The organism is Nocardioides sp. CER19, from assembly GCF_029846275.1.
Lineage (GTDB): Bacteria > Actinomycetota > Actinomycetes > Propionibacteriales > Nocardioidaceae > Nocardioides.
In genome coordinates, this window is the sequence record NZ_JARVWS010000004.1 from 83,989 (window position 1) to 109,022 (window position 25,034).

General features: G+C 71.5%; 22 protein-coding genes. 2 read left to right on the top strand and 20 right to left on the bottom strand.

What is annotated here, in order from left to right; genetic code table 11:
- Nucleotides 1-63: 63 nt before the first annotated feature.
- Nucleotides 64-1,524 (bottom strand): PLP-dependent aminotransferase family protein, encoded by a 1,461-nt coding sequence (locus QDS12_RS19820; protein WP_279882392.1) that lies wholly within the window; start codon nucleotides 1,522-1,524, stop codon nucleotides 64-66.
- A 13-nt stretch (nucleotides 1,525-1,537) separates the two neighbouring features.
- Nucleotides 1,538-3,418, bottom strand: coding sequence for an MFS transporter (locus QDS12_RS19825; protein WP_279882394.1), 1,881 nt, complete (start codon nucleotides 3,416-3,418; stop codon nucleotides 1,538-1,540).
- 287 nt (nucleotides 3,419-3,705) lie between these two features.
- On the opposite strand from QDS12_RS19825, the gene QDS12_RS19830 reads away from it, so the two are divergent.
- A complete protein-coding gene (locus QDS12_RS19830) occupies nucleotides 3,706-5,520 on the top strand; it encodes a SpoIVB peptidase S55 domain-containing protein (protein ID WP_279882396.1) in 1,815 nt (604 codons plus the stop codon).
- Nucleotides 5,521-5,526: 6 nt separating this feature from the next.
- On the opposite strand, the gene QDS12_RS19835 is transcribed toward QDS12_RS19830, so the two are convergent.
- Genes QDS12_RS19835 through aroC form a run of 4 tightly spaced genes read right to left on the bottom strand, consistent with a single transcriptional unit; the run spans nucleotide 5,527 to nucleotide 8,742 of the window.
- On the bottom strand, nucleotides 5,527-5,955 hold the full coding sequence (locus QDS12_RS19835; protein ID WP_279882397.1) for a 3-dehydroquinate dehydratase: 429 nt from the start codon (nucleotides 5,953-5,955) through the stop codon (nucleotides 5,527-5,529).
- Nucleotides 5,952-7,055: a 3-dehydroquinate synthase gene (aroB, locus tag QDS12_RS19840; protein WP_279882399.1), complete on the bottom strand. Its 1,104-nt coding sequence runs from the start codon at nucleotides 7,053-7,055 to the stop codon at nucleotides 5,952-5,954. The genes QDS12_RS19835 and aroB overlap by 4 nt, the downstream gene beginning before the upstream one ends.
- The gene (locus QDS12_RS19845; RefSeq protein WP_279882401.1) at nucleotides 7,052-7,567 is read right to left on the bottom strand and encodes a shikimate kinase; all 516 of its coding nucleotides are present in this window, start codon (nucleotides 7,565-7,567) and stop codon (nucleotides 7,052-7,054) included. The genes aroB and QDS12_RS19845 overlap by 4 nt, the downstream gene beginning before the upstream one ends.
- Nucleotides 7,564-8,742, bottom strand: a complete 1,179-nt coding sequence (aroC, locus tag QDS12_RS19850) for a chorismate synthase (RefSeq protein WP_279882403.1) — start codon at nucleotides 8,740-8,742, stop codon at nucleotides 7,564-7,566. The genes QDS12_RS19845 and aroC overlap by 4 nt, the downstream gene beginning before the upstream one ends.
- A 111-nt stretch (nucleotides 8,743-8,853) precedes the next feature.
- Here aroC and QDS12_RS19855 point away from each other — a divergent pair, with 111 nt between their 5' ends.
- Nucleotides 8,854-9,744, top strand: a complete 891-nt coding sequence (locus QDS12_RS19855; RefSeq protein WP_279882406.1) for a TIGR03621 family F420-dependent LLM class oxidoreductase — start codon at nucleotides 8,854-8,856, stop codon at nucleotides 9,742-9,744.
- Between the two features lie 3 nt (nucleotides 9,745-9,747).
- Here the strand turns inward: QDS12_RS19855 and QDS12_RS19860 are convergent, their stop codons facing one another.
- From QDS12_RS19860 to QDS12_RS19925, 14 genes are all read right to left on the bottom strand, one after another.
- Nucleotides 9,748-10,476 carry a hypothetical protein gene (locus tag QDS12_RS19860; protein WP_279882408.1) on the bottom strand — a complete coding sequence of 243 codons (729 nt, stop codon included), beginning with the start codon at nucleotides 10,474-10,476 and terminating at the stop codon, nucleotides 9,748-9,750.
- A gap of 105 nt (nucleotides 10,477-10,581) precedes the next feature.
- The gene (locus tag QDS12_RS19865; protein WP_279882410.1) at nucleotides 10,582-10,998 is read right to left on the bottom strand and encodes a hypothetical protein; all 417 of its coding nucleotides are present in this window, start codon (nucleotides 10,996-10,998) and stop codon (nucleotides 10,582-10,584) included.
- 67 nt (nucleotides 10,999-11,065) lie between these two features.
- Nucleotides 11,066-11,875 carry a shikimate dehydrogenase gene (locus QDS12_RS19870; RefSeq protein ID WP_279882412.1) on the bottom strand — a complete coding sequence of 270 codons (810 nt, stop codon included), beginning with the start codon at nucleotides 11,873-11,875 and terminating at the stop codon, nucleotides 11,066-11,068.
- 6 nt (nucleotides 11,876-11,881) lie between these two features.
- Nucleotides 11,882-13,120, bottom strand: a complete 1,239-nt coding sequence (mltG, locus tag QDS12_RS19875) for an endolytic transglycosylase MltG (protein ID WP_279882414.1) — start codon at nucleotides 13,118-13,120, stop codon at nucleotides 11,882-11,884.
- Nucleotides 13,117-13,590 (bottom strand): Holliday junction resolvase RuvX, encoded by a 474-nt coding sequence (ruvX, locus tag QDS12_RS19880; RefSeq protein ID WP_279882416.1) that lies wholly within the window; start codon nucleotides 13,588-13,590, stop codon nucleotides 13,117-13,119. Before ruvX ends, mltG begins: the two co-directional genes overlap by 4 nt.
- Complete coding sequence (gene alaS / locus QDS12_RS19885; protein WP_279883484.1) at nucleotides 13,590-16,271, bottom strand: alanine--tRNA ligase; 2,682 nt, start codon at nucleotides 16,269-16,271, stop codon at nucleotides 13,590-13,592. Before alaS ends, ruvX begins: the two co-directional genes overlap by 1 nt.
- Nucleotides 16,272-16,306: 35 nt before the next feature.
- Nucleotides 16,307-16,612, bottom strand: coding sequence for a DUF6167 family protein (locus QDS12_RS19890; protein ID WP_279882417.1), 306 nt, complete (start codon nucleotides 16,610-16,612; stop codon nucleotides 16,307-16,309).
- A complete protein-coding gene (locus tag QDS12_RS19895) occupies nucleotides 16,609-17,136 on the bottom strand; it encodes a hypothetical protein (protein ID WP_279882419.1) in 528 nt (175 codons plus the stop codon). The genes QDS12_RS19890 and QDS12_RS19895 overlap by 4 nt, the downstream gene beginning before the upstream one ends.
- A gap of 11 nt (nucleotides 17,137-17,147) precedes the next feature.
- On the bottom strand, nucleotides 17,148-18,545 hold the full coding sequence (locus QDS12_RS19900) for a replication-associated recombination protein A (protein ID WP_279882420.1): 1,398 nt from the start codon (nucleotides 18,543-18,545) through the stop codon (nucleotides 17,148-17,150).
- 25 nt (nucleotides 18,546-18,570) lie between these two features.
- Entirely contained in the window at nucleotides 18,571-19,761 is a 1,191-nt protein-coding gene (locus QDS12_RS19905) for a dipeptide ABC transporter ATP-binding protein (protein ID WP_279882421.1), read from the bottom strand.
- Nucleotides 19,758-20,861, bottom strand: coding sequence for an ABC transporter ATP-binding protein (locus QDS12_RS19910; RefSeq protein WP_279882422.1), 1,104 nt, complete (start codon nucleotides 20,859-20,861; stop codon nucleotides 19,758-19,760). The genes QDS12_RS19905 and QDS12_RS19910 overlap by 4 nt, the downstream gene beginning before the upstream one ends.
- A gap of 13 nt (nucleotides 20,862-20,874) precedes the next feature.
- Nucleotides 20,875-21,924 (bottom strand): ABC transporter permease, encoded by a 1,050-nt coding sequence (locus tag QDS12_RS19915; protein ID WP_279882424.1) that lies wholly within the window; start codon nucleotides 21,922-21,924, stop codon nucleotides 20,875-20,877.
- Between the two features lie 512 nt (nucleotides 21,925-22,436).
- Nucleotides 22,437-23,792: an ABC transporter substrate-binding protein gene (locus QDS12_RS19920; protein WP_279882426.1), complete on the bottom strand. Its 1,356-nt coding sequence runs from the start codon at nucleotides 23,790-23,792 to the stop codon at nucleotides 22,437-22,439.
- 125 nt (nucleotides 23,793-23,917) lie between these two features.
- Nucleotides 23,918-24,931 (bottom strand): ABC transporter permease, encoded by a 1,014-nt coding sequence (locus QDS12_RS19925; RefSeq protein WP_279882428.1) that lies wholly within the window; start codon nucleotides 24,929-24,931, stop codon nucleotides 23,918-23,920.
- Nucleotides 24,932-25,034 lie beyond the last annotated feature (103 nt).

A 25,034-nucleotide genomic window follows, 5' to 3' on the forward strand; every position in this document is an offset into this window, starting at 1 on the left:
TGGGCCACCCGGGGCGAGACGGCCTTCGCGACACGTCGTTTACCCCAAGACCGGGGACGTGGATCAGGCCACGATCACCCGGTCCGTACGCCGACCGCGGCTCGAGCGCCGGCCTCGGACCACGTCCCATGACTCCGCGAGCACGCCGACCGCCGCCTCCAGCTCCGCGGCCGTCCGGCTCCACGGGATCCGCACGTAGTGGCCGAGACCGCCCTCGAGGGCGAAGACCGGCCCGGGCGCGACGACCGCGCCGCGGCGCTCGGCCTCGACGGCCAGGTCCGGAGCGAGCGGCTCGGGCAGCCGGCACCAGAGGCACAGGCCGCCGCGCGGCACGCGGAACGTCCACTCGGGCAGCTGCTCGCTGACCGCCTCGACCAGCGCCGCCCGCTGCACGCGGAGCCGGGCCCGGTGCGCCTCGACGACCGGCTCCGGGTCGTCGAGCAGCCGCGCGAACGCCAGCTGCTCGACCACCGGTGCGCCGAGGTCCAGACGTACGCGCGCCCGGGTCAACGCGCCCATCGTCGCGCGACCGTCGCGGTCGGGCACCCGGATCCAGCCGATCCGCAGGCCGCCCCAGAAGCTCTTCGACGCGCTGCCGAGCGTGATCGTCTCGGGCGCGAAGGTCGCGAACGGCGGCGGCATCGGATCGCCGTCGAGCATCAGCGCCTGGTGGGCCTCGTCGACGATCGGCACCGTGCCCGCCGCCCGCAGCGCCCCGGCGACCCGCTCCCGCTCCTCAGCGGTCATCACGAGGCCGGTCGGGTTCTGGAAGTCCGGGATCAACGAGGCGAGCGTCGGCCGGGCCTGGCGGAGGATCGCCTCGAGCCCGTCGAGGTCCCAGCGGTCGGGGGCGACCGGCAGCCCGACCAGCCGGGCGCCGGCGTCGCGCAACGCGTCGACCGCGTTGGGGTAGGTCGGCGTCTCGACCAGCACCCGCGCACCACGGCCGGTGAACGCCCGCGCCACGATCGCCGACGCGGAGAGCGCGCCGGGAGTCACCATGATCTGCTCGGGCCGGGTGGGCAGTCCCCGGTCGTCGTACGTGCGGGCGATGGCCTCCTGCAGCCGCGGGACTCCGGCCGGGAAGTAGCCGTGCCCGCCCAGGTAGGCCGGCAGGTCCGCGACGGCGTCCGCGAAGGCGGCCGCCACGCCGGGCGGCGCCGAGGCGGCCGCGCAGTTGAGGTCGATCACGTCGGAGCGACCGCCGGGCATGAGCGCCCGGTCGTGCGCCCGGCGCCGGTCGCCCGGGACGCGGGTGAAGGTGCCGGCACCCTGCCGCGCCTCGGCGTAGCCGGCCTCGACGAGCGCGGCGTAGGCGCGCGTGACCGTGGTGCGGGAGACTCCGATCGCGACGCTGAGGTCGCGCTCGCTCGGCAGCCGGGTGTCGAGCGCGATCCGCCCGTCGCCGACGAGGAGCGTCAGGCTCTCCGCCAGCCCGGCGTACGCCGGCGCACGACCGAACCCGTCGACGAGTCCCGCGAGCCGGGCGGCGCTGATGGACGGGGCGGAGATGGCCTGCGGCATGCAGTCCACTCTGTCACGATTGGCTATTTGTGAACAGTCCAATCTGGCCGATGCTGGTGCCATGACCGCACTCGCCGACCTCGGCCCCCTCGCTCAGCTCCGCGCCGGGCGGCTCGGTCGCCGTCTCCCCCAGCTGCTGGTCGGGCTCTGGATCTACGGCGTCTCCCTCGGCCTCATGGTCCGCGGCAACGACGGCGTGGCCCCGTGGGACGTCCTCCACCTCGGCATCGTTGACCACACCGGGCTCAGCCTCGGGACCGTGCTGGTCATCACCGCCTTCGCAGTCCTCCTGCTCTGGATTCCGCTGCGTGAGAAGCCGGGTATCGGCACGGTCGCCAACGCGCTCATCATCGGGCCGAGCACCGACGCGACCCTCGCGGTCGTCGGCCAGCCCGACGGTCAGCCGGCCCGCATCGCCCTGATGCTCGGCGGCGTCGTGCTCTGCGCGCTGGCCACGGCGATGTACATCGGCGCCCAGTTCGGTCGCGGACCACGCGACGGGCTGATGACCGGCCTCGTGCGGCGCACCGGCCTCTCGATCCGGCTGGTGCGCACCTCGCTCGAGGTGTCGGTCGTGGTCATCGGCCTGCTGCTCGGCGGACCGCTCGGCGTCGGGACGATCGTCTTCGCGCTCACCATCGGCCCCCTCACCCAGTGGATGCTGCCCGCGTGGACCGTCGCGCTCGACGCGCCGGCCGCCGCCGTCGCCCAGCCGGCGGCCCGCTGACCGCACGCCGAGGACGACGGCCGACAGGGCCGCCAGCGTCGCCCCCGCGGCCCACGGCGTCCGGGAGCCGGCGAGGTCGACGAGGAGTCCGGAGGCCGCCGTGCCGAGGGTGATCCCCCCGTTGGCGAACGTGGTCACCCAGGTCGTGGCCTCGGTACGCTGCTCCGCCGCGACGAGCGCGTCGCCCGCGCCGTAGGCCACGACGAACGCCGGCCCCATCGCCGCTCCGCCGACCACGAGCGCGACGACCGAGGGGGCGAACGGCTCGACCAGGCTCGCCGCCAGCAGACCCGAGCCGAGCAGCGCGAAGAGTGTCCCGAACGCGCGCCCCCAGGACCACGCGGGGCGGAGCCGGCCCCACACCAGTCCCCCGACGACCGAGCCGAGGCCGATCGCCGCCTCGGTCCAGCCGGCGTACGCCGGGTGGCCGAGATCGCTCGCCCGGGCGGCTGTGCCGGTCGTGAGCGTCGCCGCCGCGGCACCGAACGCGGCCATGGTCAGCAGCAGGCCGAGGAAGCCGGGGCTCCTCAGCGGCGGGCGCCCCGGGCCTCTTGCTGTCGCGGCGCCGCCGCCCAGCCGGGCCGGCGATGCCACGAGACCGGCCACCCCGACGACGAGCAGGCCGACGACGAGTGGAAGGGCCGCCCACGCGGGACCGAGCGCCAGCAGGCCGCCCGCCAGCGCGGGCCCGAGGAGGAAGATCACCTCCTCGCACACGCCGTCGAGTGCGTAGGCGGTCGTCAGCTGCGCCCCGGGCGCGAAGGCGCGCCACTGCGTGCGCATCGCCGGACCGAGCGCCGGCGACATCGCGCCGAGCGCCAGCCCGCAGGCCCACCACAGGGGCGCCGACGACAGGTGTGCGCGGCCGGCGACGGCGACGGTGAGGAGCAGCAGGCTCGCGCACGCGACCGCGATGGGGAGCACGACGCGCTGGCCGTACCGGTCGACGGCGCGCGCCTGGAGGGGCATCGCCAGCGTGCCGAGCCCTTGGAGTGCGGTCGTCGTCGCCGCGACGCCGAACGATCCGGTGGCCTGCTGGACGGTGAAGAGCATGAGGAGCGGGAGCAGCCCGTAGGCGAGCCGGCCGGTCAAGGCGAGCGCGAACGTGCGCGCGACGCCGGGTCCGGCCAGCAGCAGGCGATAGCTCCCGGCGTCGGAGCCGGGCATGAGGAGAGCCTTCCGTGAGGTCGTTCAGAGGTCGACGAAGGTGCCGGCGCCCTCGGGCGGCCGGCCGCGACCTCTCAGCACGGAACTGGCATGGGCGTGACCCTAGCGCTCCCTCGACCGTGTCGTCACCGTCATGGGTGATCTCCTGGCCCCGACGTGTATCTGCCGGGGCGTCCCGCGCTCCGATGTCACAACCAACTGACGCTGCTTCACCGTCTCAGTGGCACCCGGACCGACCGGTCCGCGCCATCTCGGTGTCGCCAGACGCCTTGACGAAGGAGCTCTTGATGTCCCTGCGCGTGCGACGGCCGTTGGCCGCACTTCTCGGGGCGGTGTCGCTGGCCGGCGCCGCCGTCTCCCTGCCCGTCTCCCCCGCGCGGTCGGTGCCACCCGCGGCAGACGCCGAGTGCCCGGACGTCGCGCCGCTCGACGGCATCGCGGCGGGGCAGCCGGTCGACGGGCTGACCGTGTCCTCGGGAACGACGCCGGAGACGTTCACCGGCTCGGTCCTCGGCACGATCACCGACGGCATCGGACCCGGGCTCGACATGATCGTCGTCAGGCTCACCTCCCCGGAGATCGACCGCGTCGGCGGCATCTGGGAGGGGATGAGCGGCTCGCCGGTCTACGCCGCCGACGGGCGCCTCATCGGCGCGGTCTCCTACGGCCTGGCCTACGGCTCGTCACCGGTGGCCGGGGTCACGCCCGCCGTGGACATGAAGGCACTGCTCACGTCCTCGCCGGCCTCCGCGGCCCCGCAGGCACGGCCCGCGCAGCGCGTGGGTCTGCCCGCCCGGCTCCGGGCGAGCGCGGTCGACGGCGGTGCGACGACCGCGCGCGAGGCGGGCTCGGGTCTCGAGCGCCTGACCGTCCCGGTCGCGGTGTCGGGCCTCAGCAGCGCCCGGCTCAAGCGGGCGTCCAGCCGGCTCGGTCTGGACAACGTCAGGCTCTACCGGTCCGGCCCGGCGGCGGCCGCTCCGGCCGCCGGCGGGGACCCGCAGATCGTCGCGGGCGGCAACCTCGCGGCCTCCCTGTCCTACGGCGACTTCTCCGCGGTCGCCACGGGTACGACGACCATGGTGTGCGACGGCGTCGTGGTGGGCTTCGGGCACCCGTTCGGCTTCGCCGGCGACACCTCGCTGACGATGCACGGGGCGGACGCGATCGACATCCAGGAGGACCCGCTCGGCGCTCCGTTCAAGGTGTCCAACCCGACCGGCCCGGTCGGCGTCGTCGACGAGGACCGGCTGGCCGGGATCAAGGGCGAGCTCGGCGCCGGGCCGGCGACCACGCTCATCCACACGGTCGTCACCGGGACCCGGGGGGCCAGCCGGACCGGCGACACCCGGGTCAGCGTGCCGGAGTTCGCCTCGACGGCGACGCAGCTCGGGCTGCTGGCGAACCTCGACCGCGTCTTCGACCACACCGGGAAGGGCTCGGCGTACGTGCGCTTCACGATCAGCGGTCGCACCGCGGCAGGCGCCCGGTTCACGCTCACGCGTGCCAACCGGTTCGTCGACAGCGCCGACGTGACCAACGCGGCGAGTGGCGAGCCCGCCGCCGCGGTCGACGCCCTCGTCAACAACGACGTGACCGGCGTGACGCTCGACCGGGTCAGCGTCGACGCGGCGCTGAGCGACCAGGTGCGCTCCTACCGCATCGCCAAGGCGCAGGTGCGGGTGCGCGGCGTCTGGCGGACCGCCGGGCCGCGCTCGGTGCTCCGGGTCCGACACGGTCGCCGGATCCTCCTGCGCGTCTTCCTCCGGTCGCGCCGCGACGAGCTGGGCACGAAGGTCATCACCACCAGCCTTCGGGTGCCGGCAGCCGCCCCGCACGGCGTGATGGGCGTCGTCGACATCGGCTCGTCGGCGAGCGGTGACGTCGGCGCCGATGGGTCCGAGGAGGTCGGAACCGTGGGTGGCGACGAGGGACCGTCCTCCCTCGGTCAGCTGATCCGCGACCTGCAGACGGCGCCGCGCAACGACGAGCTCGACCTGACCCTGCAGCTGGAGTCCGACGACACCTCGCCGTCGGTCAGCGTCCGCCAGCAGGTGGGGTCCGTGGTCACCGGCGATCGGCAGTTCATGGTGCGCGTCCGGTGAGGCGGCTCAGCGACCGGCGATCGTCTCCAACGCCGTGCGGTAGCCGTCAACGCCGTCTCCCTCGATCACGCGGACGGCGTGGGGCGTGACGACCGAGGTGTGCCGCCACTCCTCGGGCCGCTTCGACGGCGCGCTGATGTGGACCTCCACGAGCGGCGCGGTCAGCTGGGCGCAGGCGTCCCAGAGCGCGTAGGAGTAGTGGGTCCACGCACCGGCGTTGAGGACCACGGGGGTGCCGGCATCGGCGGCAGCGTTCAGCCAGTCGAGCAGGGCACCCTCGTGGTTCGTCTGGCGCACCTCGACGTCGAGGTCGAGCTCCGCGCCCCAACGCCGACAGAGGGCGACGAGGTCCTCGTAGGTGGTGGCACCGTAGATCTCCGGCTGCCGCTTGCCGAGGCGCCCGAGGTTGGGGCCGTTGAGCACGAGGACTCTCACGCCGACACCGCCCGGAAGGCCTCGCGCAGCAGCTCCTCGCTCGGGCCGGCGAGGATCGACGGCTTCGCCAGCCCGTCCAGCACGAGGAACCGCAGCTGCGACCCGCGCGCCTTCTTGTCGACCCGCATGGCACCGACCAGGTCGTCGAACGTCACCGCCTGCCCCGAGCTCGTCGAGGCGTACGTCGTCGGGAGCCCGACCCGCTCGAAGGCGGTGCGGTGCCGGGCGGCCGTCGCGTCGTCGAGCCGGCCGGCCAGCCGGGCCAGCTCGGCGGCGTAGACGCAGCCGATGGCGACGGCCTCGCCGTGCCGGATGGCATAGCTCTCGTGCTTCTCGATCGCGTGAGCCAGGGTGTGGCCGTAGTTGAGCACCTCACGCCCGGGGTGGCCGTCCGCGCCGCCGGCCTCCTTCAGGTCGGCGACGACCACCTCGGCCTTGACCCGGATCGCCCGCTCGACGAGCTCCTCCAGCACAGGCGACTCGGCGGTCAACGTCTCCGGGTCGGTCGTCTCGACCAGCTCGAGGATGCGCGGGTCGGCGATGAAGCCGCACTTGACGACCTCACCGAGACCGGCGACGAGCTCCTCGCGCGGCAGCGAGCCCAGCAGAGCCAGGTCGCACAGGACCCCCGCCGGCTCGTGGAAGGCGCCGACGAGGTTCTTCCCCGCACCCGTGTTGATGCCGGTCTTGCCACCGACGGCCGCGTCCACCATCGCGAGCAGCGTGGTCGGCACGTGCACGACCCGCACCCCGCGCAGCCAGCTCGCGGCGACGAAGCCGCCCAGGTCGGTCGTGGCCCCGCCACCGAAGGTGACGACGGCGTCGGACCGGGTGAACCCCTTCTCCCCCAGCGCCTCCCAGCAGTCGTTGGCGACGGCGGCGGTCTTGGCCGCCTCGCCGTCGGGAAGGCCGAGGGCGAGGACCTCGTAGCGGTCGACGAGCCGGTCGAGCAGGGGCTCGGCGAGGGCGCCCAGGGAGCCGGCGTAGACGAACGCGACCCGCTGGACCTGCTCCCCCAGGATGCCGGGCAGCAGGTCGGCGAAGTCACGCCCGATGTGGACGTCGTACGGCGACGCACCGCCCACGTGGATCGTCGTCATCGGTCGAGTCCCTCCTCGATGTCGTCGGCGACCTGTTCGGCGGTCCGGCCGTCGGTGTCGACCACGAGCGTGGCCACGGCCTCGTAGACGGGGGTGCGCTCCTCGAGCAGCTGCTTCACTCGGGAGCGGACGTTGCCGAGCAGCAGCGGGCGACCGGTACCGAGCCCGACCCGCTTGACCGCGTCGGCCAGGCCGACCTTCAAGAAGACGACCGCATGGTCCTTCAGCAGCACCTGCGTGTCGGGGTCGAGCACCGCACCGCCGCCGAGCGCGAGGACGCCCTCGTGGGTCGCGAGGGCGGCGGCGACCGCCGCCTTCTCCAGCGCCCGGAAGTGCTCCTCGCCGTCGTCGACGAAGATCTCGGGCACCGGCTTGCCGGCGGCCGTCTCGACGTCCACGTCGGTGTCCCGCAGCTCGGCGCCCCAGCGCCGGGCGAGGACGCGGCCGACGGTGGTCTTGCCGGCCCCCATCGGGCCGACGAGCACGACGCGGGGGGTCAGCGACGCGCTCATCGGTAGCGGAGGGAGGCGAGGTAGGACTCGGCGTTGCGCCGCGTCTCGGCCACCGAGTCACCACCGAACTTCTCCAGCACCGCGTCGGCGAGCACCAGCGCGACCATCGCCTCGGCGACGATGCCGGCCGCCGGCACCGCGCAGACGTCGGAGCGCTGGTGGTGCGCCACGGCCGCCTCCCCCGTCGCGACGTCGATCGTGCGCAGCGCCCGCGGGACGGTGGCGATCGGCTTCATCGCCGCGCGCACCCGCAGGGTCTCGCCGGTGGACATGCCGCCCTCGGTGCCGCCGCTGCGTCCCGACGTACGGCGGATGCCGTCGGGGCCCGTGACGATCTCGTCGTGCGCCTGGCTGCCCGGGGTGGCGGCGAGCTCGAAGCCGTCGCCGACCTCGACGCCCTTGATCGCCTGGATACCCATGAGGGCGCCGGCGAGCCGGGCGTCGAGCCGGCGGTCCCAGTGGACGTGCGAGCCGAGGCCCGGCGGGAGGCCGTGCACGACGACCTCGACCACGCCGCCGAGGGTGTCGCCGTCCTTGTGCGCCTGGTCGATGCGCTCGACCATCTGCTTCGAGCCGTCGGCGTCGAGGCAGCGCACCGGGTCCTCGTCGAGCCGGGCCACGTCGTCGGCCGTGGGCACGTCGGTGCCCGGGGTGCGGATGCCGCCGATCTCCAGCACGTGCGAGACGACCCGCGCGCCGACGCTCTGCTCCAGGAAGTTGCTGGCGACCCGGCCGAGCGCGACCCGGGCGGCGGTCTCGCGCGCCGAGGCCCGCTCCAGGATCGGCCGGGCGTCCTCGAAGTCGTACTTCTGCATGCCCACCAGGTCCGCGTGCCCGGGGCGCGGGCGGGTCAGCGGCGCGTTGCGTGCCTGACCCTCCAGGACGGCGTCGTCGACCGGGTCGGCCGACATGACGGTCTCCCACTTGGGCCACTCGGTGTTGCCGACCTGAACGGCGACCGGGCCACCCTGGCTCTCACCGTGGCGGACACCGCCGACCAGCGTCACCTCGTCGCGCTCGAACTTCATCCGCGCGCCGCGGCCATAGCCGAGCCGGCGACGCGCCAGCGAGTCGGCGATCTCCTCCGACGTGATCCGGACGTGGGCGGGCAGGCCCTCGAGGATCGCGACCAGCGACGGGCCGTGGGACTCGCCCGCAGTGAGCCAACGCAACATGCGGCCCAGTCTCCCATCCGGCCGTCCTGATCGCATGCGCGGCCGGGGCCGGTGAGACGAGGGCCGACGAGCGCTAGGTTGGCGTCGTACCCGTCCCAGCGAGGTGATCGCATGGCCCGACCGTTTCGCTTCGGGGTCGTCACGGGCGGCGCCCGGAGCCGGTCGGCCTGGCTCGACCAGGTCCGTCGGATCGAGGCGCTCGGCTTCGACACGCTGGTGATGCCCGACAACCTCGCCCACCTGCCCGCCGTCTTCCCGGCGCTGGCCGCAGCCGCCGCCGTGACCGAGCGGCTGCACCTGGGCACCTACGTCCTCGCCAACGACCTGCGTCATCCGGTCCTGGTGGCCAAGGAGGCCGCGACCCTCGCGATGCTCTCGGACGGCCGGTTCGAGCTCGGACTCGGCGCAGGTCGTCCCGATGCGGCGCTGGAGAACCGGATGCTCGGTCTCCCGTTCGACCAGGGCGGCGTCCGGCTGGAGCGGCTCGAGGAGTCGATCGGCATCATCCGGCGGCTCCTCGCCGGTGAGACGGTCACCGCTCGTGGCACGCACTACACCGTCGACGACGCGGTGATCGCGCTGCGTGCGGAGGGCGCGCCACCGGTGCCCTTGCTGGTCGCGGCCAGCCGCCCTCGGATGTTGCGGCTGGCGGGCCGGGTGGCCGACGGCGTCGCCCTGGGCGTCGGCTACGAGACCACGGAGCAGGCCAAGGCGACGCTGGTGGAGCAGGTGCGCGTCGGTGCGGGCGGCCGGTTCGACGACCTCGAGCTCGACCTGAACCTGATGGCGGTCGGCGGCATCGTGCCACGGTTCCTCGCCGGTCGGGTCGACCCCGAGGCGCTCGCCGCTCGCGGCTCGGTGGCCGTCGTCTCCGGCACACCTGCGGACATGGCCGACCAGCTCCGGCAGCGGCGGGAGACACTCGGGGTCTCCTACCTGCTCGTCGGCGAGGAGCTCGCCGACGCGTTCGCTCCGGTCGCCGAGCTGCTGCGGGACAGCTGAGCGTCAGGCGAGGTTGAGCACGTTCCCGACGACGGCCGCGACCAGCGCGCCGAGGATCAGGAACGGCCCGAACGGCACGTGCTCGCGCAGCGCGCCCTTGCTCGGGTCGCGCTTGATGGTGCGCCCCATCAGCTTGAGCGGGAGGAACGACAGGGCGCCGAGCACACCGGCCGCGAGCACGGACAGGATGAGCTGGGCGAAGCCGAGTGGGCCGAGCGCGAGTCCGAGCAGCCCGCCGAGACGGACGTCGCCGTACGCCATGATCCGGGGGCTGATGAACCACATCAGCCCGTAGTAGAGCCCCAACGCCACCCAGCCGATCGCGCCCTGCAGCACCACGTGCCAGTCGCTGACGGCCACCGCCCCCACCACGACGAGGAGGCCGACGACGACGTACGACGGGGCGATGATGCGCGCCGGGAGGTACCAGGTGACGTAGTCGATGACGGTGAGCGCGCAGCCGACCGGTACCAGGAACAGCAGCCACGGCAGCGCCCACACCCACCCGAACACGCCGCCGAGCAGGCCGGCGGCGACCGCGCACGCGACCGCACAGCGCCAGGCCAGCCCGGGCCCGGCCGCCAGGTCTGCGTACAGCACCTTGTCGGGGAACTCCCCCGGCTTCTCCGTGGGATCCACCTCCGGCTCGGGCAGCGCGGCGATGACCCGCGGGACGAACCAGCCGGTCCCCGCGCCGATGACGGCGCAGACCAGCGCCGGGACGAGATGCATGGGCGTGAGGCTAGTGGGACGCGGCCTCCCAGACCTCGGTGATGGCGAATGTGGCGACTTCCAGCGCGGTTCGGGACCTCGAGCTCAAGGGGTGATCGCAAGGCCTCATCTGTGAGGTGTCGCGACGGCGGTGGCCGGACGGCCGGGTCTCCCGGTCGCGTGGCGGCAGGTGTTGTGGTCTGCGGTCCGTGCTGGTGCTTCGATCGACGAGGCGGCCGTGGTCGCCGGCGTGTCGGGACGCTCCAGTCGGCTGTCGCGACGCCGGTCCTGGCGGTGCGTGGTGCGCTCCAGGGGATCTCCGCCGTCGTACTCCTGGAGCGTCGGCGTGCCGGCGATGGCGACGACCACATCGGCCGCGTCCCGGAGGGTCGCCTGCGGGAGGGCAGGTACGTCGCACGCCACGTGGAGGATCCGGAGCAGTGGCTCCCACGCCGACTCCGACCGGGCGTCGCACCGGGCGGACTTGCTTCGTCTCACCCACGGAGCCACGCTCGCCGCCTCCACCCAGCAGCGTCGCTCCACGACGCGCGCCTTGTGGATCGCGAGCGCGGCAGCGCCCGGTGTGGACGCCCAGCGGCCCGACCCGACCTCAGTCGCCGCTCCGCGCCGCGAGGGCAGCCTCGCCGGCGAGCCGCATCGCGTCGAGCGGCGCCGGGACGCCGGTGAACTGCTCGAACTGGAGGACCGCCTGGTGCACGAGCAGGTCGAGCCCCGAGACGACGACGCCGGTCGCGGCGGCGGACAGCGGGGTGGGCCAGGTGTTGTAGGTGACTTCGAAGACGACCGGGGCACCCGCGCAGCGCGCGACCAGCTCGGGGGTCTGGGCGGACACGGGGATCGTCGAGACGACCACGTCGGCGGAACCGCCGACAGCATCGAGGGGGACGGCGTCGACGACCGGCGCCGTCGGGGAGGCGACCAGCGCGGCGACGGTCGCGGCCGCCCGGGAGGGCTCGCGGACGGCGAGGGTCAGCGACGACGCGCCGAGCTCGGCCAGCGCCAGGCCGACGCTGGCCGCGGTCGCGCCCCCGCCGAGGATGACCGCTGAACGGATCGGCCCCGCGTAGCGCTCCCGGATCGCCGACATCGCACCGGGCAGGTCGGTGTTGTCACCCGCCCAGCCGCTCTCCGAGCGCACCAGCGTGTTGACGCCACCGGCCAGCAGAGCCCGGTCCGTCACCGGGGAGGCGAACGCCAGCGCCTCCCGCTTGAGCGGTGCCGTGATCGAGAGGCCGCGCCAGGTCGCGTCGAGGTCAGCCGCGAAGCCGGCGAGCGAGCCGGACGGCACCCGGACGGCGTCGTACGACCAGTCCTCGAGCCCGACCGCGGCGTAGCCGGCGGCGTGCAGCTCGGGCGACAGCGAGTGGGCGACGGGGTCGCCCAGGACGGCGCATCTCATGAGGCCTCAGCAGGCGCCGGCGGACTCGTTGTCGCAGTAGTCCTTCAGCTCCTGCCGCAGCTTCAGGAACTCGTCGTAGGTCTTCGCGAACTTCGTCTCCCCGGTCTTCAGGTTGACCGTGGCGTAGTAGTACCAGTCGCCCTCGGCCGGGTGGGTCGCCGCCTGGATGGCGTCGTCGCCGGGGGCCTCGATCGGACCCGGCGGCAGACCGGCGTTCACGTAGGTGTTGTAGGGCGAGTCGGTCTGCGTCTCCGCGGTCGTCACCGTGGCGACGCCCTTGCGGCCGAGCGCGTAGTTGACGGTCGCGTCGATCTGCAGCCGCCCGTTGGTGCCCTGCTTGTCGCCCGGCCCCTCGAGCCGGTTGTAGATGACGCGGGCGATCTTGGGCATGTCGTCGCCGCGGCCCTCGGCCTGGACCAGCGAGGCGATGGTCATCATCTCGGCGGGCGTGTAGCCGAGCTCGGCCGCCTTCGCCTCGAGGTCGTTGTCCTTCGCCGCCTGCTGCCAGCGCGCAACCATCTTGGTGATCATGTCGACCGGCTGGTCCTTCGGACCGAACGCGTAGGTCGCGGGGAAGAGGTAGCCCTCGGGGTTGCCCTTCGCGTAGGCGGGCAGCCCGATCGACGGGTCCTTGAGCGCCTTCTCGAACTGGGCCTTCTTGAACCCGGTCTTCTTGGCGAGGACGTCGACGATGTCCACCACCCGCAGGCCCTCGGGGATGGTGACGGAGGTCTTGACGATGTTCTTGGGGTCGACGAGCACGGCGAGCGCGTTCTCCGCGCTCATCTCCTGCTGGAGGGAGTAGTAGCCGACCTGGATCCCGGCCGCGTCCGAGTTCGCGTTGGCCGCGGAGATGAACGCGTCGACCGACTTCACGACGCCGGCGCTCTTCAGGCTCCGGCCGATCTGCGCGGCCGTGTCGCCGGGCTTGACCTCGACGGTCACCTGCCCGTGTGCGGCCTGACCCGAGTAGTCGCCGCCACCGCCGCCTCCGAGACCGTCGATCTTGCCCTTGACGAACGAGAAGCCACCCCACACGAGGGCGACCACGACGGCCAGCGCGACGAGTCCCGCGAGGCAGCCCGGGACGCGACTTCGCCGCCGCTCCGCGCGGTGCCCGCTGTGTCGGGGCGGCTCCGCCTCGTCGACGTACTCGTCGTGCGCCAGGTCCTCCTCGCCTACGACGGGTCGCTCGGCCGTGTCGCCGAAGCCCGGTATGTGTCCGCGCTCGTCGTGCTCACTCATGGCGTCCCAACCTCGACGATCTCTCCAGGCGCGTCCCCCGAAGCGCGTTCCGTGTCCAGTGCGTGCTGCAGGATCAGCACGGCGGCGGCCTGGTCGACCACCGAACGCCGGTCCTGCCCCTTGCGTCCCCGATCGCGGAGCATAGCCTCCGCCGACACAGTGGTCAGCCGCTCGTCGACGAGGCGCACCGGCACCGGCGCCAGGCGGCGGGCCAGACCGGCCGCGAAGTCACGCACCTTGGCGGTCGCCGGGTTCTCCCCGCCCTTGAGGGAGCGGGGGAGGCCGACGACCACCTCGAGGAGCACCGACTCGGCCTCGATGTCTGCCGCGATCGCCGCGATCCTGGCCAGGTCGCCGCGACCACGCCGGACCGTCTCGAGCGGCGTGGCGAGGAATCCGGTCGGATCGCTCCTGGCAACGCCGATCCTGGCGTCCCCGGGGTCGATGCCGATCCTGACCCCTGAGCGCATCAGGCCTTCGCCACCAGGCCGGGCACGAGGGCGAGCACGAGGGCGAGCGCCTCGTCGATCCGGCTCGCGTCACTGCCGCCGCCCTGGGCGAGGTCGTCCTTGCCACCGCCGCGGCCGCCGACGACCGGCGCGAGCTCGCGGAGCAGCGCGTTGGCGGAGAGCCCGCGGGCGCGTGCCTGCTCGTTGGTCGCCGTCACCACCGAGACCTTGCCGTCGCCGTCCCCGATGAGCACCACGACGGCCGCGCGATCGGTGAAGCGGGCGCGGACGTCGGTCGCCAGCGTGCGTACGTCGCCCGCTGCCGCTCCGGCGGCACGGGCCGCGACGACGGCGACCCCGTCGACGTCGACCGCCGCCTCGGCGATGGAGCCGGCGCTGGACAGCAGCTGCGCGGTCCTCACCCGCTCGATCTCCTTCTCGGCACCGCGCAGCCGCTCGACCAGGTCGTTGACCCGCTCGGGGAGCTCCTCGGGACGCGCCTTCAACGCCTCGGAGAGCTGCGCGACGAGCACGTGCTCGCGGGCGAGGAACTGGTAGGCGTCGGTGCCGACCAGGGCCTCGACACGACGCACCCCGGAGCCGATCGACGACTCGCCGAGCAGCTTGATGACCCCGAGCCGGCCGCTCGACGCGGTGTGCGTGCCGCCGCACAGCTCGCGGGCCCAGTCGCCGACGGAGACGACCCGGACGACGTCGCCGTACTTCTCACCGAAGAGGGCCATGGCGCCGGAGGCGACCGCCTCCTTCTGCGACATGTACTCCGCCTGCACGGCGAGGTCGTCGAGGATCACCGCGTTGACCGTCGCCTCGACGTCGGCCATCACCGACGTCGGGACCGCGCCGGTGGCGGAGAAGTCGAACCGGAACCGCCCCGGCGCGTTCTCGGAGCCGGCCTGGGTGGCCGTCTCGCCGAGCGCCTCCCGGAACGCCTTGTGCACCATGTGGGTCGCCGTGTGCGCGCGGCTGATGGCCAGCCGGCGGCCGAGGTCGACGACCGCGTGCGCGCCCAGGCCCGGCGTCACCTCGCCGCTGACGACCCGCACCCGGTGGGAGATGAGGCCGGTGATCGGCGACTGGACGTCGAGGACCTCGAGCCGAGCGCCGTTGCCGAGCTCGATGAGGCCGGTGTCGGCCAGCTGGCCGCCGCCCTCGGCGTAGAACGGCGTGCGGTCGAGGACCAGCTCGATCTCGTCGCCCTCGCTCGCGCTGGTGACGACGCCGTCGACCCCGATGAGGCCGCGCACGGTGCCCTCGTCGGTGGTCGTGTCGTAGCCGGTGAAGTCGACCTTGCGGCCGATGGAGTCGGCGATCTCCCGGTAGGCGGCGGCGTCGCGGTGGGCGCTCTTCTTGGCCCGCGCGTCGTCCTTCGCCCGCTGGCGCTGCTCGCTCATGAGGCGGCGGAAGCCGTCCTCGTCGACGGCCAGGCCCTGCTCGGCCGCCATCTCGAGCGTGAGGTCGATCGGGAAGCCGTAGGTGTCGTGGAGCTGGAACGCCTTCGCCCCGTCGAGGACGGTGCCGCCGGCCCGCTTCACCTCGCCGGCCGCCATGTCGAAGATCTGGCTGCCCGACTTGAGCGTCTGCCGGAACGCGTCCTCCTCGGCGAACGCGACCGTGGAGATCCGCTCCCAGTTGCGGTGCAGCTCGGTGTAGGTCTCCCCCATCTTGTCGCGGGAGACGGGCATCAGCTCGGGGAGCACGCGGTCCTCGCAGCCGAGGAGCCGCATGGACCGGATCGCGCGGCGCATCAACCGGCGCAGCACGTAGCCGCGGCCCTCGTTGCCCGGGGTGACGCCGTCGTTGATGAGCATCAACGACGAGCGGACGTGGTCGGCGACGACCCGGAACCGGACGTCGTCGCCGTGGTCGGCGCCGTAGGCCCGACCGGTGAGCGCCATCGCCTTCTCGATGACCGGAAACATGACGTCGGTCTCGTACATGTTGTGCTTGCCCTGCAGCAGGTAGGCGACCCGCTCCAGGCCCATGCCGGTGTCGATGTTCTTCTTGGGGAGCTGGCCGGCGATGTCGAAGTCGCTCTTGGACCGTACGGCGGACAGCTCGTCCTGCATGAAGACGAGGTTCCAGAACTCCAGGTAGCGGTCCCCCGCGTCCCAGTCGCGGTCGGCGCCGTACTCAGGGCCGCGGTCGATGAGGATCTCCGAGCTCGGCCCGCCGGGGCCGGGCACGCCCATCGACCAGTAGTTCTCCTTGGGCGGCAGCCGCACGATGCGGTCGTCCGGCAGCCCGGTGATCTTCTTCCAGAAGTGGACCGCCTCGTCGTCGCCGTCCAGCACGGACGGGTAGAGGACCGACTCGTCGAAGCCAAAGCCGCCGTCGGCGATGGACTTCGTGACCAGCTCCCAGGCGAGCGTGATCGCGCCCTCCTTGAAGTAGTCGCCGAAGGAGAAGTTTCCGCACATCTCGAAGAACGTGCCGTGCCGGGTCGTCTTGCCGACGTCCTCGATGTCGGGCGTGCGGATGCACTTCTGCACGCTGGTCGCCCGCTGGAACGGCGCGCTCTCCTGGCCCAGGAAGTAGGGCTTGAAGGGCACCATGCCGGCGTTGACGAACAGCAGGTTCGGGTCGTCGAGCAGCAGGGAGGCAGACGGCACCACGGTGTGGGGCAGCGTCGGGTTGTCGGCGAAGTGGCTGGTGAAGCGCTGGCGGACCTCCGCCGTGCTCAGCCAGGTGTCGGGCCGGCCACCGTCGGACACTGTGCTCACTGAGGACCTTCCTGGAAGTCGTTGCTGGAATCGATCGCTGCGAGCGCCGAGCTCGCGTCGGGCTGGGGTGCGGCGAGCTGCCGCTGCGGGTCGTACGTCGGCCCGAACCGTTCGCGCAGCCGCGCCTCGGCCTCCGCCTTGCCGGTGGCCACCTCGTCACGGAACAGGCGTGCGCCGAGCTCGAGCGCCTGCCACCTGTCGTGCAGTCCCTCGCCGGTGAACGCCTCGGCGGCACGCCGGCCGCGGACCATCGCGTAGACGCCGATGCCCGCTCCGGCGAGGAACCAGAGTCCTCGCCTCATGCCGCGCCCTCGTCAGCCGTGACCTGGTCGGCCGTGACCTCGGCGCGGTGCCGCGCGCGGTACTCGCGCAGCGCCTCCCTGACCTCCACCTTGCGGGCCCTCCGCGAGCGCTTGATCTCGCGCCTCATCTCGAACCGGATCCGGTTGCGGGACTCCGGAGCCAGTGCCCGCCGCAGGCCTTGGACGAGCGACGCCGTCTGCACGACGGTCTCCCGGAGCACGGCGTCGGCGAAGGCCGGCGCGGTCAGCCGCACCGGCCCCGCCGGCTCGCCAGGCCCGGCCTCCAGCTCGCCGAGGTGGGTGATGACGTACTCGTGCTCGGTGCGGACGACTGGTGCGGTCGCCGACCACTCGCGGTGGTCGAGCCGGTCGAGACCCGACTCGAGGGCCTCCAGCCGCTCGCGGAGAGCCGCCGCCTCGCGTGCGGAGTCCCGGCGCGCGCGCCGGAGCAGGACCAGCGCCACGACCGCCACGACGGCAGCGACCGTGGCCGCGCAGGCCAGCAGGATCGTGAGCGCCGTCATGAGGACCGACCCTATCGCGAGCCCTTCGGTCTCTTCCTGCCCGATCCCCGGATGATGGCGCGCACGCGCTCCCACCGCTCCTTGATGCCGGTCTCGGCGCCGATCTCCTTGGGCTGGTAGTAGGCCGCGTCGGCCAGCACGTCGGGCAGGTACTGCTGCTCGGCGATGCCGAACGGCTCGTCGTGGGCGTAGACGTAGCTGGTCCCGTGGCCCAGCTTCTTGGCACCGCCGTAGTGCGCGTCGCGGAGGTGGGCGGGCACCTGACCGATCTTCCCGGCCCGTACGTCGGCCAACGCGGCGCCGATCGCGGTGGTGACCGCGTTGGACTTGGGTGCCACCGCGAGCGCGATCGTCGCGTGCGCCAGCGTGAGCTGGGCCTCGGGCATGCCGATCAGCTGCACGGTCTGCGCGGCGGCGACCGCCGTCGTCAGCGCGGTGGGGTCGGCCAGCCCGATGTCCTCGCTCGCGGAGATCATCAGCCGCCGCGCGATGAACCGCGGGTCCTCCCCCGCCTCGATCATCCGAGCGAGGTAGTGGAGCGCCGCGTCGGCGTCGGAGCCGCGCACCGACTTGATGAAGGCGCTGATGACGTCGTAGTGCTGGTCGCCGTCCCGGTCGTAGCGCACCGCGGCCGTGTCGACCGCCGTCTCCGCGGTCGCGAGGTCGATCACGACCTTCTCGGCGGTCGAGCTGCGGACGCCGTCGAGCCGCGAGACCGCCGCTCCCGCGGCCGCCTCCAGGTAGGTGAGCGAGCGCCGGGCGTCGCCGCCGGCCAGCCGGACCAGGTGGTCGAGCGCGTCGTCGTCGATCGTGAACCGGCCGGAGAGGCCACGCTCGTCGCTCAGCGCCCGGTCGAGGACGCCGCGGATGTCGTCGTCGGTCAGCGACTCGAGCTTGAGGAGGAGGCTGCGGGACAGCAGCGGCGAGATCACCGAGAAGTAGGGGTTCTCGGTGGTCGCGGCGACGAGCGTCACCCACCGGTTCTCGACGCCGGGCAGCAGCGCGTCCTGCTGCGCCTTGCTGAAGCGGTGCACCTCGTCGACGAAGAGCACCGTCTCCTTGCCGGTCGCGACCAGCTCCGCGCGGGCGGAGTCGATGGCGCTCCTGACCTCCTTGACGCCGGCGGAGACCGCCGAGATCTCGACGAAGCGCCGGTCGGTCTGCCGGCTCACGATCGAGGCGATCGTCGTCTTGCCGGTGCCCGGCGGCCCCCACAGCAGTAACGAGAGCGACTTGTCGCCCTCGATCAGCTGCCGCAGGGGGCTGCCGGGCGCACGCAGCTGCGCCTGTCCGACCAGCTCGTCCAGCGACCGTGGTCGCATCCGGACCGCCAGCGGCGCGGACGCGTGGTCCGCCGAGCTCAGCGACCCGCCGGTCGACGTACCGCCGAGCTCGAAGAGTCCCTCCACGGGTCCAGCCTAGAGACGCAGGGTCTCAGGCCTTCCCCATGGTGTTGTTCTTGAGGTCGAACCAGGTGTCCGAGTAGCCCGGGCCCGTCGGCAGCTCGGTGGCCGGGCCCGCAGCGAGGTCCGCCGAGCCGCTGTCGTCGACCCCCAGGAGGCGCGGCGTGATCGGCTTCTCCGGGTGCTTGCCCATCTCGCCCGGGAAGTGGCAGGCGACCTTGTGGGTCGGGCCGACCTGGAGCAGGGGCGGCTCGACCCGCGCGCAGATGTCCTGGGCGATCGGGCAGCGGGTCCTGAACCGGCACCCCGACGGCGGGTTGATCGGCGACGGTACGTCGCCCTCGAGCCGGATCCGCTCGCGACGGCCGCCGACCTTAGCCTGCTTGACGTCCGGGACGGCCGACAGCAGCGCCTGGGTGTAGGGGTGGTGCGGACGCTGGTAGAGCGTGTCGCGGTCGGCGATCTCGACGATCTTGCCGAGGTACATGACCGCGATCTCGGGGCAGAAGTGGCGGACGACGGCCAGGTCGTGGGCGATGAACAGGAAGGCGATCCCGAACTCCTTCTGCAGGTCCTGCAGGAGGTTGATGACCTGGGCCTGGATCGACACGTCCAGCGCCGAGACCGGCTCGTCGGCGACGAGCAGCTTCGGCTGCAGGGTCAACGCGCGGGCGATGCCGATGCGCTGCCGCTGGCCGCCCGAGAACTCGTGCGGGTAGCGGTTGTAGTGCTCCGGGTTGAGGCCGACGACCTCGAGCAGCTCCTGGACGCGCGACAGGATCTTGTTCTTCGGGACGACCTTGTGGATCGCCAGCGGCGCCCCGATGATCGAGCCGACCGTGTGCCGCGGGTTCAGCGACGTGTAGGGGTCCTGGAAGATCATCTGCACGTCACGACGCAGCGGGTGCAGGTCGTTCTCGGACAGCTTGGCGATGTCGCGCCCGTCGAAGTCGATCGAACCGCCGGTCGGCTTGTAGAGCCGCGTGATGAGACGGCCGGTCGTCGACTTGCCGCAGCCGGACTCGCCGACCAGGCCGAGGGACGCGCCCGCGTTGACCTGGAACGACACGCCGTCGACCGCCTGGACGTGACCGATGGTGCGCCGCATGAGCCCCGAGCTCTTCACGGGGAAGTACATCTTGAGGTCTTCGACGCGAAGGATCGGCTTCGCCTCGGTCAGCGCCGAGCCGGCGCCGCGATCAGTCAGCTCGTCGGTGGTCACTGCAGGCCCTTCTCGTTTGAATCGGCGGCCGTGAGCTCGTCGGCGAGCTCATCGGCCAGCACGGGGTCGAACTCCGGCAGAACCTCGTTCGCGTAGACCGTGTCGGGGTCGGCCAGGTGGCACCGCTTGAGGTGGCCGAGGCCCTGGCGGCCCGTCACGAGGTCAGGCTGCACCGTGCGGCACAGGTCGCCGGGCACCTTCGCCACGTGGGGGCAGCGCGGGTGGAACGCGCAGCCGGTCGGCGGGTTGAGCAGGCTCGGCGGGTTGCCCGGGATCGGGACGAGCTTGGACGACGTGTCGGCCGCGACGTCCGGGACGCTCGAGAGCAGGCCCCAGGTGTAGGGCATCTCCGGGCGGACCAGGATGTCCTTGGTCGGGCCGTACTCGACCGCCTTGCCGGCGTACATCACGAGGACGTCGTCGGCCATCTCCGCCACGACGCCGAGGTCGTGGGTGATGATGATGATCGCGGAGTCGAACTCGCGCTGCAGGTCCTGGAGCAGGTCGAGGATCTGCGCCTGGACGGTCACGTCGAGCGCGGTCGTCGGCTCGTCGGCGATCAGCAGGCCCGGGTTGTTGATCAGGCCCATGGCGATCATGGCGCGCTGACGCATACCGCCCGAGAACTGGTGCGGGTAGTCGTCGACGCGGCGGTCGGGCTGCGGGATGCCGACGCGCTCCAGCATCTCGATGGCGCGCACCCGGGCGGCCTTCTTCGAGACGTTGTTGTGGACGCGGTAGGCCTCCATCAGCTGGTTGCCGACCGTGTAGTAGGGGTGCATCGCCGAGAGCGGGTCCTGGAAGATCATCGAGACGTCCAGGCCGCGGCGGCGGCGCATCTCCTCGTCCGAGACCTGCAGCAGGTCGACGCCGTCCAGCAGGATCTCACCGCTGATCTGGGCGCTCGAGCCGCGGTGCAGGCCGAGGATCGCCGAGCTGGAGACCGACTTGCCGGAGCCGGACTCGCCCACGATGCCGAGGGTCTTGCCCTTCTCCAGGTCGAAGGAGAGTCCGTCGGTCGCCTTGACGATGCCGTCCGCCGTCGGGAAGTGGACCTTGAGGTCTCTGACGGAGAGGAAGGAAGAGGTCGCGGTGCTCAAGGAACAGACTCTCCTAGCCGACCCGGACACGCGGGTCGATGAAGGCGTACAGGATGTCGACGATGATGTTGGCCAGGATCACGAACGCTCCCGCCATCAGCACGATGCCGATCATGACCGGCAGGTCGTAGTTGTTGTTCGCCGACACGGCCAGCTTGCCCAGGCCGTTGAAGTTGAAGATCGACTCGGTGATGATCGCACCGCCCAGCACGCTGGCGAAGTCGAGACCGGCCATCGTGACGAGCGGGGTCAGCGCTGCCCGCAGCGCGTGCTTGAAGAGCACGACCCGTCCGCTGACGCCCTTGGCGCGCGCCGTCCGGACGTAGTCCTCGGTCAGCGACTCCAGCACGAACGCGCGCGTCATGCGGACATAGCTGGCCATGTAGAGCAGGGCGAGGGTGATCGCGGGCAGCATCAGGTTGAACGCCCACTTGGCCGGGCCACCGCTGGCGATCGGCGTGTAGGACGGGACCGAGACGAGGCCCCACTTGATCGCGACGTAGCGCAGCAGGAAGGTACCGATGAAGAACGCCGGGAACGCATAGGCGAACAGCGACAGCCCGACGATGCCACGATCGATGAAGGACCCCTTCGTCACCGCGGCGAGCACGCCGATCAGGACACCGAAGAGGACCCAGAGGATGACCGCGGCGAGCGCGATCGAGAACGTGATGGGGAACGCGGCAGAGACCATCGTGTTGACGGTCTTGACGCTGTACTGCGAGTAGCCGAGGCAGGGTGCGGAGCAGTGGACGACGTTCTGGGGCGCCGCCTCCCGCATCTCCTTGTCGGCCGGGAAGTCACGGCCGGCGACGATGCCCTTGGTGAAGTCCGCCCACATGTTCGCGGGGCCCTTGATGTTGCTCTCCCACACGCCCTGGTTGCGGGGCGGGTAGCCCAAGGACTTCCGCGCCTGCTCACGCAGCTCCGGCGAGCAGTTCTTGCCGCACGCGAACTGGGCCGGATCGACCGGAGAGGCGAAGAAGAGGACAAACGTCACCAGGCTCATCACCAGGAGCATGATCACGCCGATGAAGATCCGGCGGATGACGTAGGCCAGCATGGGGATTCACCTCAGGTCGAGCTCGATGGGTCTGGACACGCAGGCGCCTGGTCACGGGTCACGACCACGCGACCAGGCTCCCACCCGGGGCCGGGTGGACGCTAGTGCGTCCACCCGGCTCGGTTGGTGAGGGCCGGGGCCCTCGATGTTGCTGAGTGGAGGAGCGGCCTAGGCCGCTCGCCTCACTGCTTGACGCCGATGGCGCCGAGGTCCGGGAAGCCGTTGGAAGCCGCGTTCGTGGTGAAGTTGGCGACCTTCGAGCCGTGGACCCAGTTGAACAGGGCGATCTCGAGCGGGATGTAGGCGTAGTCCTTACCAAGGACCGCGTCGGCGTCCTGCAGAGCCTTCGTCTGGTCGTCGATGCTCGTGGCGTTCTGAGCCTGGTCGACCAGCTTGTTGAACTCGTCGCTCTTGTAGTTGCCGTAGTCCTGACCGTTGGAGTTCTTGGTCAGGTTGATGCGGCTGTCGAAGAGCGGCGCGGTGACCGTGAGGGCCGACGGCCAGTCAGCACCCTAACCGCCCCAGGTGATGTCCGACTTGGAGTTCGGGTCCTGGATGGTCGGGTAGTAGGCGTCGGTCAGCGGGTTCAGGGTGACCTTGAAGCCCGACTTGTTCCACGTGTCGGCCAGGGCGGCAGCCTCGTTCTTGCCGGTCTCCGAGGAGCCGTCGAACGTGAAGGTGATCGGGTAAGGCATCTTGATGCCCGCGTCGGTCAGGGTCTTCTTGGCGGCCTCCGGGTCACCGGCGCCCATGTCCTTGAACTGCTCGACCGGCTGGTAGCCCGGAACCGAGGGGTTCACGATCGAGTCGGCCGGCTTGTAGAACTTCTCGCCACCGCCGGCGGTGATCCAGCCGTTGACGTTGGTCGCCTGGGCGAGGGCCTGGCGGACCGGCAGCGAGAGACGCTTGACGTTCGGCTGCAGGTAGTCGACGTACGGCGACTCGACGTTCTCGTAGCGGTCACCGAGGCCGGAGGCCTGGGCGATGTACTGCGGGAGGATGCGGTTGCCGCTGACGGCGGCCTGCGCCTCCGGGCTGTCCTGGATCAGCAGGTCGTTGATGGTCTCCGGCGTCTTGCCGATGTCGAAGACGATCTTGTCCGGGAGGGCGCGACGAAGGTCGGTGCTGTCCGTCTTGGGGTCGTAGTTGGGGTTGCGCACGAAGGTGCCACCCTTGTTCTCGTCCCACGTGCCGTCGAGCTGGTACGGACCGTTGGAGAAGATCGCGAAGTTGGAGCCCGCGGCCTTGTCCTGGGTCTGCTTGTAGGGGTCCATCATGTGGAGCGCGGCGATGGCCAGCGGGAAGTCGGGCCACGGCTTCTTGAAGTGGTACGTGATGGTGTTCTTATCGCACGTGATCGCCTTGTCGAAGTCGGCCTGGCCAACCTTGCTGAACGGACCCTTGTAGGTCGGCGAACCGTCGGCGGCCGTGGGGACGTCGAGGTAGCTCAGCAGGTAGTTCGGGCCGCCGGTGATGACGTCGGTCGCGAAGACACGGGAGGCGCCGTACTTGAAGTCCTCACACGTGATCGGGCTGCCGTCCTGCCACTTCACGCCGTCCTTGACCGTGAACTGCCAGACCTTGCCGCCCTCGGTCGAGGTGCCGGTGTCGGTGGCGAGGTCGGGGACTGGGGTGGTCGCCTTCTCCTTGTCGTCCGAGATCGGGAACGTCACCAGCTGGCGGTAGACCGTACGGCTGAAGTTGGTGATGTCGCGACCGACGTAGACACGCTGCGGGTCGTTGTGACCCAGCGGCGACGCGAGGAGGTAGGTGAGCGTGCCGCCCGCCTTCGCGCTCTCGTTGGACGACGAGCCGGGGTTGCTCCCGCCGTCGCTACCGCCGCCGCACGCGGCGAGTGCAACCGTCATCGCAGTCGCAGCAGACGCTGCGAGCAGCCGCTTTCGATTGTTGGCCATTGCTTCTCCTTGGATGTGTGACACGCCTGGTGCGGCGGCACATTCGACGGCGACCTGCCGTCGAAGTCTGATGGGCGCTACCGGTTGGACTTCGGGTCGAGCGCGTCGCGCAGGCCGTCGCCGAACAGGTTGAAGCAGACGACGATGAGGGCGATCGCGAACGCGGGGGCGAAGAAGAACACGAAGTCGAACTGGGCGAAGTCCAGCGAGTACTTCAGCACGTTGCCCAGCGTGGGCGTGGGCGGCTTGATGCTGACGCCGAGATAGCTCAGCGCCGCCTCAGCGGAGATGTAGAGCGGGAGCGTCAGCGTGAAGCTCACCAGCAGCGGCGCCCAGAGGTTGGGCAGGATCTCCTTGAAGTACATGCGCCGGCGCGACGCGCCGAAGAGCCGCGCGGCGTCGACGAAGTCGCGCTCGCGCACCGAGAGGACCTGGCCACGGATCAGTCGCGCGATGCTCGGCCAGCCGAACAGGGCCAGGAAGACGACGACGTACGTCGCCCAGCCGAAGTCACCCGAGGGGACGTGCAGCGACTGCGTGAGGAAGGCGTACATCGGCGCCGAGAGGGCCAGCAGCATCAGCGTCGACGGGAACGACAGGGTCAGGTCGATCGCCCGGCCGATGAGGCCGTCGACCCAGCCGCCGGTGAAGCCGGCGACGATGCCGAGCACGGTGCCGATCCCCATCGCGAGCGCGCTCGCCAGGAGCGACAGCGTCAGCGACAGCGTGGTGCCGAGCCAGACGCGGGACAGCACGTCGCGGCCGGTGCCCGGCTCGACGCCGAGCGGGTGGCTCCAGCTGATCCCACCGAACCTGCCCTTGGGCAGCGTGAACTCGTTGAGCAGGTCCTGGTTGAACCCCGTCGGGTCCAGGACGCCGAGCTTGACGAGGAACGGGGCGGTGATAGCCGCCAATACATAGAGCACGACCACGAAGAACGAGATCATCGAGAGCTTGTCCTTGCGGAACCGCTCGTACGCCAGTCGCGTCGGAGACTTGCCGGCGATGACCGCCGTGCTGCTCTCGTCCGGGTGACCGGTCGGGTCGGGCAGATGCTCGCTCTGCAGGTTGCTCACCGGCGTGGCGGTCATGTCACCTCGTGTCCATTCTCATCGGCAGGTGTCAGCGGCCTGTAGGCCACACCCGTCGGGTGTCCTTGATTTCGACACCGCAGGCGACTTTAGGTCACGAAGA